A 13,278-nucleotide genomic window follows, 5' to 3' on the forward strand; every position below is an offset into this window, starting at 1 on the left:
GGGCGTGCTCTCTTACCAAGAGCACGCCCGGTCCTTTTTTTATCGCCAGAGATCGCCATGACCACGACAGAACAGCTGAGTGCGTTGAGTTCAATCCTGACTCAAAGCGGTTTGCACAGCCTGTTCCAACCGATCATTTGTCTTTCTGAACGACGGATTCTCGGCTATGAAGCCCTCAGTCGCGGCCCCTCCAACAGCCCGCTGCACTCCCCTATTGCGTTGTTTGCCGTCGCCCGCCAGGCCGGGCGCTTGAGCGAACTCGAAATCGCTTGCCGTGAAAGCGCCTGTCGACGCTTCAACGAACACCAACTGCCCGGCAAGCTGTTCCTCAACGTGTCCCCGGAATCCCTGCTCGAAGCCGCGCACCAACCCGGCCGCACCCTGCAACTGCTGGAGGATTTCGGCATCCCGCCGAGCCAGGTGGTGATCGAACTTACCGAGCAAACTCCGACCGACGACTTCCAGCTGTTGCAAACCGCCCTGCATCACTATCGGGCGATGGGTTTTTCCATTGCCCTGGATGACTTGGGTGCGGGTTATTCGAGTTTGCGTCTGTGGTCCGAGTTGCGACCGGACTATGTGAAGATCGACCGGCACTTTATCGATGGCATACACCAGGATGCCCTCAAGCGCGAATTCGTCGGCTCGATCCTGCAGATTGCCAAGGCCTCGCGGGCACAGGTGATCGCCGAAGGCATCGAATTGCCGGAAGAACTCGCGGTGCTGACGGAAATGGGGGTCGATCTGATTCAGGGCTATTTGCTCTGCCGACCGCAAGAACATCCGCCCCGGGATGCCCGCTCCCTGATGCCGCGTCAGGACAATGCCGTTGTGGTGCTCAATGATGAAGGCAGCGACCTCAGCGCCCTGCTCAACGAGCAACCGGCGGTAGCGCGTGACACGCCGACTGCCACGGTACTGGAAGCCTTCCGCCGCCAGGCCAATCTGAATTCGCTGGCGGTGCTGGATGAGCACGGCCAGCCGTGTGGCATCGTCCACCGGCATTCGCTTTCCGATGCCCTGCTCAAGCCGTTTGCCACCGACCTGTTCGCCCGCAAACCCATCAGCCGCTTGATGAACGATGACTTCCTGGCCGTCGAAATGAGTCAGTCGCTGCAGCAGGTCAGTCGCCTGATCACCAGTCGCGCCCGCCAACGTATCGAAGAAGACTTCATCATCACCCTCAACGGCAGTTATCTGGGCCTGGGCCGGGTCATCGATGTGCTCAAGCTGATTACCGAACTGAAGATCCAGCAAGCGCGCTACGCCAATCCCCTGACCCTGCTGCCAGGCAACGTGCCGATCCAGCAATGCCTGACGCGGCTGCTGCAACAGCAACGGGAATCGGTGATCTGCTACGTCGACATCGACAGCTTCAAACCCTTCAACGACATCTATGGCTACGGCCGTGGTGATGAAGTCCTGCTCTGCCTGGCGCAATGTCTGAACGACCGCGTCGACCCATCCCGCGACTTCGTCGGCCATATCGGCGGCGATGATTTCCTGCTGGTGCTCGGCCCGGAAGACTGGCGCAAACGTTTGAACCAGTTACTGGATGACTTCCAGAGCCAGTGCCGACGCTTCTACCGCAGCGAACACCTCGAAGCCGGCTGTTTCATCGCGCCCAATCGCCAGGGCGTGCGCCAGGAGTTTCCCTTGCTGTCCCTGTCCATCGGCGTGGTGCATTTGCATCCACAGGCCTGCGATCAACTCGACGCCAGTCAATTGGCCGAGATGGCGTCCCAGGCCAAACACCATGCGAAGAATGTGCAGGGATACAGCGTGCATGTGATCGATAGTCTGGCGGCGCCGGAGAAAGAGGATGTGCTGCTGGCCGGGCATCGATGAATGGCCTGAGGCCATCGCGTCCCACAGGGGAATGCTGAGTCACACGAATTGTGCGTCTTCAACAGATCCATTGTGGGAGCGAGCCTGCTCGCGATGGCACCCGCCGGAACAACACCATTCTGGGCTATAGCCCATCATCTCGAGCCGCCAGCTCTTTTAGCTTGAGCTCGGCCAACGGATGCCCGGCCTTCGCTGCAATGCTCCAGAAGCGTGCCGCTTCAGTCGGATCCGGCGCCTTGCTCGGCGTCCCGGCGAGGCTGATCACCCCGACCTGATAGGCCGCTTTGCCATCGCCGGCCAATGCCGCCAGGCGCAGCAGGCGAAGGCCCTCTTCGCGAGCGCCCAGACCGACACCGCGAAAGGTCAGGATGTGGCCATAGAAGCTCTGAGCGTCGACATCGCCCAAGTTAGCCATACGGGCGAACTGGCCTTCAAGCCAGCTCCAGCCACGCGGCTGTCGCACGAACCATTGCCAGTGAAAAAGCCTGCGTGCCAGCCAGTAACTGACCTGCGCCTTGAGTCGAAAAAACACTCAAGCCTCCGCCGACTCGGGGTACTCGTACTCAAACACGCGCACCACTTCCGAGGCGTGCCAGGATGCGGCGGCGACGCCATCGGATGGTCCGGAGAATCGCCCGAGGCGCTCGACACATTCAAAGAAGCCGGTGCGAGGCAGACGGCTGGCGCCCTGGCTGATCACCAGCGAACTGCGCAGCGGCTGTTCTGCCTTGGCGTCCAGCGCCGCCAGATGCTCAAGCGCGGCAGTCAAGGTTTGCATGGCGGGCGTGGGAAGCTGTAAACGCTCCAGCAGTGCCCGATAAGTCAGTAGATGACGCTGACGGCGAGCCTGATCCAGCTCGCCCAGCAACCCGTCCCAATGTTGACGACTGATGCGTACGCTCACGATTCATCCCTCCACCCTGGCACCGTCAATTCCCAGGCCAGGCTTCGGCGAATGGCAGCGTCGGGCAGACGTTCACCACTTTCGATCATGGCCAGATAAGACGGGCTGATGCCTACCGTGCGGGCCAGCGCCTCGATGGCGATGCCCTTCCCTTCGCGCAAACTGCGTAGTTGATCAAGACCTGGAAGAATCGGGTCCTGGGGTGTCGCAAGCGGCGCTGCGGCCGGACGCGACGGTGCTTCGTTGATGCCTGCTGCTTTCAGTAGAGCCTGATACTGAGCCCATGGCAGAACCGCATATTCGGGCTCGCCTTCGCGTGTAATTATCTGAATATCCATGACTACCCCGTAGGACAAAAACACTTAGCGAGTCGGCACTTTTCCCTAGAAGTGTAATCCTAACAGCGGCTAAGGTCGCGGGGGGCATCTATCTGCGGGCAAGATGGGAACAGATCAGGGTTTTTTCGGTCCCTGAAGCTGGAGTTGCTCAAGGGTATCGGGCAGGCGCTCGACCACTGCGAGCTTCTCTGGCATCTGGCGTTGGCGCCAGACGCGAAACGCGTTGAGTTCGTCATCGAAGACTTTCATCAACCAGGCCAGGACCGCAATGTCGTCCAGCATGCCGAATACCGGAATGAAATCCGGAATCGCATCCACCGGACTGAGGAAATACATCAGGCCCGCCACGACCGAGACCAGCGCCTTGGGGCTGATGGCCCGATACTCACCGCGCCAGTAGGCCAGGCAAAGTGCCTGCAACAGGCGCAGATCATCCTTGAACTTGCCCAGGCGATTGCCTTGGCTGGCACCTTTGCTGGCCACTGCAAACAACAGCGTTGGCAAACGTCCGCGAGCGAGCAGTCGTCCAGCCAGAGGCAGGAAACGAGCAAAATTCCAGGGCGCTTTCATCATTCCTCCCATGTAAATGTTATCCACACAAATTGTGGATAACCTTGTGAACAGAGCGACTTTTCAAGGCTGAAAGCCCCGCTGCACAAGGGCCGAACTCAGATCGGGCGTTTTTTGCCCATCTAAAAAAACCCAAGATTTCATTGACTTGGCGCTCTGGCGCGGTTAGCACCACACCTACAATGGCTATGACTCCAGCCTGCAGCATCTGTTCGCTTTGTTTACCCGCACCAGACACCAGATGCAACAACGCCCCGCAAAAGCGAGGCGTTGTTCTAAGAGCAGACGCTGATTACTTGGCAGCGTCTTCTTTTGCCGGATCCTTGATCGCCAGCAGTTCCAGGTCGAACACCAGCACCGAATTGGCCGGGATCGCCGGGCTTGGGCTTTGCGCGCCGTAAGCCAGCTCGCTAGGAATGTACAACTTGTACTTCTCGCCTACGTGCATCAGTTGCAGGCCTTCGACCCAACCCGGAATCACACCGCTAACCGGCAGATCAATCGGACTGCCGCGCTCGACGGAGCTGTCGAAAACGGTGCCATTGGTCAGCTTGCCGGTGTAGTGGACGGTCACTACATCAGTCGGCTTTGGCTGAGCGCCATCGGCTTTCTTGATCACTTCGTACTGCAAGCCCGAAGCGGTGGTCACTACGCCAGCTTTCTTGGCGTTTTCTTCGAGGAATTTCTTGCCAGCGGCTGCCGACTCTTCGCTCATCTTGGCCATACGCTCTTCGGCACGCTTTTGCAGCGCGGCGAAGGCTTCAACCAGCTCTTCATCTTTGAGTTTCTGTTCTTTCTTGCCGACGGCATCTTCGATGCCCTGGGCTACGGCTTTGGAGTCCAGGTCATCCATGCCTTCCTGAGCCAGACTTTTGCCCATGTTCAGGCCAATTCCGTAGGAAGCTTTTTGCGCCGGGGTTTTCAGCTCTACGCTGGTCTGCGAGTCGCAACCCGCAAGTACCAGGCTAACCAGGGCCACCGCCGCCGCCAACCGATGCTGTTTCATGCTATTTCCTTGTTCATGCGCCTAAAGGGCAATCGAGTAAAGCCGCGAGCTTATCAGGCGGCCACGACCAATGGCTACCGGCATGAGAGCCGGAAATTTCGGATAAGTTCAGGTGTTTAAACGCTTTTCGCAGTGTAGATGATGAAACATCTGTCATCCGACTCATACCGAGACAGATCCCGTATCCCACAATCTCTGGCGTAATGGCCACTTGCCGCTGATCTGAGGCTAAGGCATAACGAAATATTAATCGACAGGGATGTTCATCTTGCGCCTCTTATTCCGCTTGCTCATGGCGATCGCAATCCTGCTGGGAGTGGCTCTGGCCGTGGTTCTGTACTACGTTGCCAACCCCAAGCTACCGCTCTGGTCACCCGCACAACAGGTGCATTATCTCGACCAATGGGACGATGCCGACCGCCAGACATACTACTTCACGCCTCAGGGTACGCAGGTCAAGGGCCTGCACTACGACTGGTTCACGGCCCTTGAATTGCCCTTTTCGCAACAACGATTCTCTTCCCCTGAATACCTCGCACGCTTCGGCTTTCTGATCGACCCCAGCCAGAAACCCACCCCGAACAACCCTGGAAATCTTCCGGTGGGCTTTGCCCGGCACCAAAATCCCGGGAGTGCGGATACGTTTCTGGATATTACCTGTGCCGCCTGCCATACCGGAGAACTGCGTTTCAACGGTCAAGCCGTGCGCATCGATGGCGGTTCGGCACAGCATGTGTTGCCCTCCAGCGTTCCTACACTGCGAGGTGGCAGTTTCGGACAAGCCTTGGTAGCGAGCCTGGCCGCAACTTATTACAACCCCTGGAAATTCGAACGTTTCGCACGCCAGGTACTGGCCGGGGATTACGACTCCCGGCGCCAGCAACTGCGCAACGAATTCAAGGCTTCGCTCGATACCTTTCTGAAAGTGGCCTGGAACGATACCCATCGCGGGCTCTACCCGACTGAGGAAGGGCCCGGGCGTACCGATGCCTTCGGTCGTATCGCCAACGCCAGCTTCGGCGATGCCATTTCTCCCGACAATTATCGCGTGGCCAATGCCCCGGTGGACTACCCGCAGTTGTGGGACATGTGGACCTTCGACTGGGTGCAGTGGAACGGCTCGGCGCAGCAGCCCATGGCGCGCAATATCGGTGAAGCCCTGGGTGTCGGCGCCACGCTGAATTTCTTCGACCGCGATGGCCAGCCCTTCAAGGGCGACGATCGTTACCCCTCCAGCGTCCGGGTGCGCGATCTCCATCTGATCGAAGCAACCCTGCAACGGCTCGCTCCGCCTGCCTGGCCCGAAGAACTGCTGGGGCCCATCGACAAATCCTTGGCGGCAAAGGGTCGCGCACTGTTCAGCGAAAACTGCGCAGGCTGTCACGTACCGCGGACGACCCAAGGCGAAGGACGATACGTCCAACACCTGAAAATGCTCCCCGTGGAATACATCGGCACCGACCCCGGCGCGGCCAACAATATCGCCGATCACCGCTACGACTTGACGGCACTGCAATGGAATCCGGCGGAGCTCGGTCAACTGGATGTCGAACCCAAACCCACGCACCCCCTTGATCTGAGCCAGATGTCGGTGGCCAAAGGGCTGGCCTATGTCACGGCGTTTGTGGCGAACCGGGCCTATCGCGAGGCGGGCATCACACCCGCCGAACGGCCTGAAATGGACGGGTTCGGCTTGCCGATCGGTGTGCGCGAGTTACGCGCCTACAAGGCCCGTCCGTTGGCGGGCGTGTGGGCGACACCGCCGTTCCTGCACAACGGCTCGGTGCCAAGCCTTTATCAATTGCTCTCGCCTCAGGATGAACGCTCAACCACCTTCTACAAAGGCACGTTCGAGTACGACCCGAAGCACCTGGGCTATCGCACCGAAGCCTTTACCAATGCCTTTCTGTTCGACACGCGCATCACCGGCAACCACAACAGCGGTCACGAGTTCCGTGCCGGCAAACTGGGCAACGGCGTGATCGGACGTCTGCTGCAACCACAGGAGCGCTGGGCGCTGCTGGAGTATCTGAAGGTGTTGGGCGGCCCGCTGGAGTCGCAATTGCCATGACCCTCGCCATTTGCAAAAGGAATTTCCCATGCTCATGACCCTCTGGCTGCGCCTGGCCGCTTTTCTCGGCAAGACTCTGCTCTGGCTATTGGGCCTTGGGTTGCTTGCCTGGGCCTTGGCCTCGGCGTGGTTCGCCTGGCAACACGGCGGTCCGGTATCGGCGCAAGAGCAGATTCCGGACGGTGAAGCAGCGATGACTCAGGACATCATTCAGACGGCCGTGCGCATCGTCGACCAACACCGTGAAAGCACCCGCTATCTGCGCGACGCCCATGCCAAGGCCCACGGATGCGTACAGGCTGAAGTCCAGGTGCTGCCAGACCTGGCGAGCGACTTGCGTCAGGGCGTGTTCAACGAGCCTGGCAAAACCTGGCAAGCGACGATGCGCCTGTCCAACGGCAATGCCTATCCACAGTTCGACAGCATCCGCGATGCCCGGGGCATGGCGATCAAGCTACTCGACGTGCCGGGCAAACAACTGCTGAGCGATCAAACGCAGCGAAGCGAACAAGACTTCGTGATGTTCAGCCACCCGAACTTTTTCGTCAGTAATGTCGCCGAGTATCGTCAGAACGTTGCCGCGCAGGCAGATGGCAAAAAAATCATGGCCTTTTTTCCAGGCTGGGATCCGCGCACCTGGCAGGTTCGTCACCTGTTCATTGCATTGGCGACCTTGTCACCCGCGCCGCCCAGTCCGACCCAGACCAGCTACTTTTCAGTTTCTCCGTACAAATTCGGTGAAGCCAACGCCAAGTTTCGTGTGATGCCCGACCCGCAAAGCTGCCCGCCCTACAACTTGCCGGCGCAAAACCGGAAATTGCCGAACTTCCTGCGCAATGCGCTGAATCAGCAGCTGTCGACCGATCGGGTACCTGCGTGTTTCGTCTTGCAGATCCAGCGCCAGGACGCCAACAAGTACATGCCGATCGAAGACACCAGCATAGAGTGGAGCGAGAACGATGCGCCCTTCCAGACCGTGGCACGAATCAAGGTGCCCGCCCAGGACTTCGATACGCCTGCGCTGAACCTGCAATGCGATAACCTGTCGTTCAACCCGTGGTTTGGACTCGAGGCTCATCGCCCTATCGGCGGCATCAACCGGTTGCGCAAAGCCGTTTACGAAGCCGTCAGCGATTACCGACACTCCCGCAACGCCGAACAGTAGGAGCGAGCCAGCTCGCGAAAAAAACCGAGAACACCACGGAGGGGCGGATTTGCAGCGCTATCCTTGACGACCATCGTCGGAACGGCGCCCGGAGCACGTTCGCTCTTACCATGGAAGGACCGACTCGCTGCAGGAATAGCCAAATTCCAGACAGCAAAAAGCCCGCATTGAGCGGGCTTTCTGTGGTGACCTGGCGTTCAGTGTTCCAGGTTACCGAATATGGCGCAGCGGACGGGACTCGAACCCGCGACCCCCGGCGTGACAGGCCGGTATTCTAACCGACTGAACTACCGCTGCGCGTAGCGTTGAAAGTGGTGGGTGATGACGGGATCGAACCGCCGACATTCTGCTTGTAAGGCAGACGCTCTCCCAGCTGAGCTAATCACCCTTTACCTTCGTTGCGGGACACATTATGCCACAGGTTTTTATAAAGTGTTGATTTAATTGAAGTTTTTTTCAAAAAAATCTAAAAACCGGTGAAACGATGCAACCCGCAGGAACAACATACAAACTTGGGGCAGAAAAAAACCCGCTTCAGCGGGCTTTTCCGTGGTGACCTGGCGTTCAGTGTTCCAGGTTACCGAATATGGCGCAGCGGACGGGACTCGAACCCGCGACCCCCGGCGTGACAGGCCGGTATTCTAACCGACTGAACTACCGCTGCGCGTAACACTGAATGCGAATGGTGGGTGATGACGGGATCGAACCGCCGACATTCTGCTTGTAAGGCAGACGCTCTCCCAGCTGAGCTAATCACCCTTCACGTTCGGTGTGGCGCGCATTCTACGGAGCGACCCCACCTCTGGCAAGCACTTTTTTAATTAATTTTTTCATGCCTTCCAAAGGCTTAGAGAAGGGTTGGCCTATGGCACCGCGAAGTCAATAATGCCCCCCTTTGTATAAAGGAGAGACTCACCCCATGTGGTTCAAGAACCTGCTTATCTATCGCCTGACCCAAGATCTGCCTGTTGATGCCGAGGCGTTGGAAACTGCACTGGCCACCAAACTGGCGCGTCCATGTGCAAGCCAGGAGTTGACCACCTACGGTTTCGTCGCGCCGTTCGGCAAGGGCGAAGATGCACCGCTGGTGCACGTCAGTGGTGACTTCCTGCTGATCAGCGCCCGCAAGGAAGAACGAATTCTGCCTGGCAGCGTAGTGCGTGATGCGGTCAAGGAAAAGGTCGAAGAGATCGAAGCCGAGCAAATGCGCAAGGTCTATAAGAAAGAACGCGATCAGATCAAGGATGAAATCATCCAGGCGTTCCTGCCGCGCGCCTTCATCCGTCGCTCGTCGACCTTCGCCGCCATCGCGCCGAAGCAAGGCCTGATCCTGGTGAACTCGGCCAGCCCGAAACGCGCCGAGGACCTGCTGTCCACCCTGCGTGAAGTGATCGGTACCCTGCCGGTGCGCCCGCTGACGGTAAAAATGTCTCCGACCGCGACCATGACCGAGTGGGTCACCACCCAGAAAGCCGCGGACGATTTCTTTGTGCTGGACGAGTGCGAACTGCGCGACACCCACGAAGACGGCGGCATCGTGCGTTGCAAGCGTCAGGACCTGACCAGCGAAGAAATCCAGCTGCACTTGAGCACCGGCAAGGTGGTCACTCAGTTGTCGCTGGCCTGGCAGGACAAACTGTCCTTCGTCCTCGACGACAAGATGGTGGTCAAGCGCCTGAAGTTCGAGGATCTGCTGCAAGACCAGGCGGAACAGGACGGTGGCGACGAAGCCCTCGGCCAACTGGATGCCAGCTTTACCCTGATGATGCTCACCTTTGGCGACTTCCTGCCGGCGCTGGTCGAGGCATTGGGCGGAGAAGAGACTCCGCAGGGGATCTGAAGCCTTGTGATCTCTAATGCAGGAGCAAGCTTGCATGCGATGGAGTGTCAGTCCCCCCTTTTTGTCTGACACTCCATCGCGAGCAGGCTCGCTCCTACAGGGGTCTTGTGCTGCTACTTAATAAAAAGGATCAGGTCATGCGCGCACTGGCTGCTTTAAGTCGTTTTGTCGGCAACTCCTTCGCTTACTGGGTACTGATTTTCGCCGTCGTGGCATTTCTGCAACCGACGTGGTTCATCGGCCTCAAGGGCGCCATCGTGCCGCTGCTGGGGCTGGTGATGTTCGGCATGGGCCTGACCCTCAAGCTCGAAGACTTCGCCGAAGTGGCTCGCCATCCATGGCGCGTGGCCCTGGGCGTGGTCGCACATTTCGTGATCATGCCCGGTGTGGCGTGGTTGCTCTGCCAGGCGTTTCATCTACCGCCCGAAATCGCCGTTGGCGTGATCCTCGTCGGCTGCTGCCCAAGCGGCACCTCGTCGAACGTGATGACCTGGCTGGCACGCGGCGATCTGGCGCTGTCGGTGGCCATTGCCGCCGTCACCACCCTCCTCGCCCCGCTGCTGACTCCGGCCCTGATCTGGTTGCTGGCCTCGGCCTGGTTGCCGGTGTCCTTCATGGAGCTGTTCTGGTCGATCCTGCAAGTGGTGCTGCTGCCGATCGTGCTCGGCGTCGTAGCCCAGCGCCTGCTCGGCAATCGGGTTCGTCACGCGGTCGAGGTACTGCCACTGGTGTCGGTGGTCAGCATCGTGATCATTGTCACGGCGGTGGTGGCCGCCAGCCAGGCGAAGATTGCCGAGTCCGGCCTGTTGATCATGGCCGTGGTCATGTTGCACAACAGCTTCGGCTACCTGCTGGGCTACTTCACCGGGCGTTTGTTCAAACTGCCCTTGGCTCAGCGCAAATCCCTGGCGCTGGAGGTCGGCATGCAGAACTCGGGATTGGGCGCAGCCCTGGCCAGCGCGCATTTCTCGCCCCTGGCGGCGGTGCCCAGTGCGCTGTTCAGCGTCTGGCACAATATTTCCGGGGCGTTGCTCTCGACGTATTTCCGTCGCATGAGCGAGAAGCAAGATCGGGAAATGGCGGCTCGGCAAGCCGCCGATTAATCCGCAAACTTGATCCCCGGGTTAATGCTGGGCACTCTATTGCGCAACGCGAGGACGACCTCGCGGCTCAATCGAGTCATTAATCTGGGGACGACCCCGTCAATCGATGGAGGTCTTCGATGTCCTGGATCATTCTGTTTTTCGCCGGCCTGTTCGAAGTCGGCTGGGCTGTCGGCCTGAAATACACCGACGGCTTCAGTCGCCCTCTCCCCACCGCACTGACCGTTGCAGCCATGGGCGTCAGTCTTGGCCTGTTGGGCCTTGCCATGAAGGAACTGCCGCTGGGCACGGCCTATGCGATCTGGACCGGTGTCGGTGCCGTCGGCACGGTGATCGCCGGGATCATTCTGTTTGGCGAGTCCATGGCGCTGGTGAGGCTGGCCAGTGTGGCGTTGATCATCACCGGACTGGTTGGGCTCAAGGTCAGCGCATAAGCCTCTGACGCCATCGCGGGCAAGCCCGCTCCCACAGGGTTTGTTTTGTGCCAAACATAGCAGGCACATCACCAATCCTTGTGGGAGCGGGCTTGCCCGCGATGAGGCACGCACGAACAACTTTTATCTAACGGCCCCGCGCAACTCCCCGACCAACGCCTGCAATCTGGCCGGCTCAGCCACTTCGACCGCCACCGCAGGCCCGGCCACCAATGTCACCCGCGACCACAATCGGCGAAACAATCCTTTATTCGGATCGCGACTGAAGAAACTTCCCCACAACCCCTGCAATGCCAATGGAATCACCGGCACCGGCGTCTCTTCGAGAATCCGTTTCAGTCCACCCTTGAACTCGTTGATCTCGCCATCAGCGGTCAATTTGCCCTCGGGGAAGATGCATACCAGCTCACCCTCCTTCAGATACTGCGCAATGCGCGTGAAGGCCTTTTCGTAGATCTGGATGTCTTCCTGGCGCCCCGCTATCGGAATCGTCCCGGCCGTGCGAAAGATAAAATTCAACACCGGCAGGTTGTAGATTTTGTAATACATCACGAAGCGAATCGGCCGACGCACCGCACCGCCAATCAACAGGGCATCGACGAACGACACGTGGTTGCATACCAGCAGCGCCGCGCCTTCGTCGGGTATCAAATCCAGATTGCGATGCTCCACACGGTACATCGAATGGCTGAGCAGCCAGATCATGAAACGCATGGTGAATTCGGGGACGATTTTGAAAATGTAGGCATTGACGCCGATGTTCAGCAGCGACACCACCAGGAACAGTTGCGGGATCGACAGTTTGACCATGCTCAGCAGGATGATCGAGACAATCGCCGACACCACCATGAACAGCGCATTGAGAATGTTGTTGGCGGCAATGACCCGCGCCCGCTCGTTTTCGGCGGTGCGCGACTGGATCAGTGCGTACAGCGGGACGATGTAGAAACCGCCGAAAACACCCAGGCCCAGGATGTCGATCAAGACCAGCCAAGTGTGGCCAAAGCCGAGAGTCTCGACCCAGCCATGGCCTTCGACGCTGTCCGGAATCCCGCCGGAATGCCACCACAGCAACAAGCCGAATACGGTCAACCCGAAAGAACCGAATGGCACCAGGCCGATTTCGACTTTGCGTCCGGACAATTTCTCACACAGCATCGAGCCCAGTGCGATACCCACCGAGAACACCGTCAGAATCAAGGTCACCACGGTCTCGTCGCCGTGCATCCATTCCTTGGCATAGGCCGGGATTTGCGTCAGATAGATCGCCCCGACAAACCAGAACCACGAGTTGCCGACAATCGAGCGCGACACCGCCGGAGTTTGCCCCAGGCCGAGTTTCAAGGTGGCCCAGGACTGACTGAAAATGTTCCAGTTCAGGCGCATCTGCGGCGACGCCGCCGCGGCCCGTGGAATGCCGCGGCTGGCCAGGTAGCCCAGCACGGCAATCCCGACGATGGCCGTGGAAACGATGGGCGCATAGTGACTGGACGACATCATGATTCCGGCACCGATGGTCCCGGCCAGGATCGCCAGGAAAGTGCCCATTTCCACCAGACCGTTGCCACCCACCAGTTCATCTTCATGCAGCGCCTGGGGCAGGATCGAGTATTTCACTGGTCCGAACAGCGCCGAATGCGTACCCATGGCAAATAGTGCTACCAGCATCAGCGACAAATGATCGAACAGGAAACCCACCGCGCCGATCGCCATGATGACGATTTCGCCGAGCTTGATCAGGCGGATCAGCGCGTCCTTGGCGAACTTCTCGCCGAACTGCCCGGCCAGGGCCGAAAACAGAAAGAACGGCAGGATGAACAACAGCGCACACAGGTTGACCCAGATCGAACGATCACCGTCGATGGTCAACTTGTACAGGATGGCGAGGATCAACGACTGCTTGAAGACGTTATCGTTGAATGCCCCGAGGGACTGTGTCACGAAAAAAGGCAGGAAACGTCGGGTGCGCAGCAAGGTGAACTGTGAGGGGTGACTCATC

At 58.9% G+C, this 13,278-nt stretch carries 12 protein-coding genes and 4 tRNA genes; 6 read left to right on the forward strand and 10 right to left on the reverse strand.

The window, feature by feature from the left end; translation table 11 throughout:
• Nucleotides 1–57 precede the first annotated feature (57 nt).
• Nucleotides 58–1,848, forward strand: a complete 1,791-nt coding sequence (locus ACVWYU_RS13065; RefSeq protein WP_457372857.1) for a bifunctional diguanylate cyclase/phosphodiesterase — start codon at nucleotides 58–60, stop codon at nucleotides 1,846–1,848.
• A gap of 124 nt (nucleotides 1,849–1,972) precedes the next feature.
• Here ACVWYU_RS13065 and ACVWYU_RS13070 read toward each other — a convergent pair whose 3' ends face one another.
• The 5 genes from ACVWYU_RS13070 to ACVWYU_RS13090 form a co-directional block, all read right to left on the reverse strand.
• Nucleotides 1,973–2,380, reverse strand: a complete 408-nt coding sequence (locus ACVWYU_RS13070; protein ID WP_390956891.1) for an SEL1-like repeat protein — start codon at nucleotides 2,378–2,380, stop codon at nucleotides 1,973–1,975.
• Entirely contained in the window at nucleotides 2,381–2,752 is a 372-nt protein-coding gene (locus tag ACVWYU_RS13075) for a hypothetical protein (RefSeq protein ID WP_003223109.1), read from the reverse strand.
• The gene (locus tag ACVWYU_RS13080; RefSeq protein ID WP_090324100.1) at nucleotides 2,749–3,090 is read right to left on the reverse strand and encodes a helix-turn-helix domain-containing protein; all 342 of its coding nucleotides are present in this window, start codon (nucleotides 3,088–3,090) and stop codon (nucleotides 2,749–2,751) included. Before ACVWYU_RS13080 ends, ACVWYU_RS13075 begins: the two co-directional genes overlap by 4 nt.
• A 114-nt stretch (nucleotides 3,091–3,204) precedes the next feature.
• Nucleotides 3,205–3,660, reverse strand: coding sequence for a YkvA family protein (locus ACVWYU_RS13085; RefSeq protein ID WP_247257529.1), 456 nt, complete (start codon nucleotides 3,658–3,660; stop codon nucleotides 3,205–3,207).
• A gap of 292 nt (nucleotides 3,661–3,952) precedes the next feature.
• A complete protein-coding gene (locus tag ACVWYU_RS13090) occupies nucleotides 3,953–4,666 on the reverse strand; it encodes an FKBP-type peptidyl-prolyl cis-trans isomerase (protein ID WP_090324103.1) in 714 nt (237 codons plus the stop codon).
• A gap of 268 nt (nucleotides 4,667–4,934) precedes the next feature.
• On the opposite strand from ACVWYU_RS13090, the gene ACVWYU_RS13095 reads away from it, so the two are divergent.
• Nucleotides 4,935–6,737 carry a di-heme-cytochrome C peroxidase gene (locus ACVWYU_RS13095; protein ID WP_457372858.1) on the forward strand — a complete coding sequence of 601 codons (1,803 nt, stop codon included), beginning with the start codon at nucleotides 4,935–4,937 and terminating at the stop codon, nucleotides 6,735–6,737.
• 28 nt (nucleotides 6,738–6,765) lie between these two features.
• A complete protein-coding gene (locus ACVWYU_RS13100; protein WP_457372859.1) occupies nucleotides 6,766–7,902 on the forward strand; it encodes a catalase family protein in 1,137 nt (378 codons plus the stop codon).
• A gap of 220 nt (nucleotides 7,903–8,122) precedes the next feature.
• Here ACVWYU_RS13100 and ACVWYU_RS13105 read toward each other — a convergent pair.
• The 4 genes from ACVWYU_RS13105 to ACVWYU_RS13120 all read right to left on the reverse strand — a co-directional run bounded on the left by ACVWYU_RS13105 (nucleotide 8,123) and on the right by ACVWYU_RS13120 (nucleotide 8,661).
• Nucleotides 8,123–8,199: transfer RNA gene (locus ACVWYU_RS13105), tRNA-Asp, on the reverse strand.
• Between the two features lie 15 nt (nucleotides 8,200–8,214).
• A tRNA-Val gene (locus ACVWYU_RS13110) sits at nucleotides 8,215–8,290 on the reverse strand.
• 199 nt (nucleotides 8,291–8,489) lie between these two features.
• Nucleotides 8,490–8,566 (reverse strand) — tRNA-Asp (locus ACVWYU_RS13115).
• 19 nt (nucleotides 8,567–8,585) lie between these two features.
• Nucleotides 8,586–8,661: transfer RNA gene (locus tag ACVWYU_RS13120), tRNA-Val, on the reverse strand.
• A 160-nt stretch (nucleotides 8,662–8,821) separates the two neighbouring features.
• On the opposite strand from ACVWYU_RS13120, the gene rdgC reads away from it, so the two are divergent.
• From rdgC to sugE, 3 genes are all read left to right on the forward strand, one after another.
• Complete coding sequence (rdgC, locus tag ACVWYU_RS13125; protein WP_008060875.1) at nucleotides 8,822–9,742, forward strand: recombination-associated protein RdgC; 921 nt, start codon at nucleotides 8,822–8,824, stop codon at nucleotides 9,740–9,742.
• A 137-nt stretch (nucleotides 9,743–9,879) separates the two neighbouring features.
• The gene (locus ACVWYU_RS13130) at nucleotides 9,880–10,845 is read left to right on the forward strand and encodes a bile acid:sodium symporter family protein (RefSeq protein WP_457372860.1); all 966 of its coding nucleotides are present in this window, start codon (nucleotides 9,880–9,882) and stop codon (nucleotides 10,843–10,845) included.
• A 119-nt stretch (nucleotides 10,846–10,964) separates the two neighbouring features.
• On the forward strand, nucleotides 10,965–11,279 hold the full coding sequence (sugE, locus tag ACVWYU_RS13135; protein ID WP_090324109.1) for a quaternary ammonium compound efflux SMR transporter SugE: 315 nt from the start codon (nucleotides 10,965–10,967) through the stop codon (nucleotides 11,277–11,279).
• 123 nt (nucleotides 11,280–11,402) lie between these two features.
• Here the strand turns inward: sugE and ACVWYU_RS13140 are convergent, their stop codons facing one another.
• Nucleotides 11,403–13,277 carry an MFS transporter gene (locus ACVWYU_RS13140; protein ID WP_457372861.1) on the reverse strand — a complete coding sequence of 625 codons (1,875 nt, stop codon included), beginning with the start codon at nucleotides 13,275–13,277 and terminating at the stop codon, nucleotides 11,403–11,405.
• Nucleotide 13,278: the final 1 nt, after the last annotated feature.

The sequence above is a fragment of the Pseudomonas sp. TE12234 genome (genome assembly GCF_054061835.1).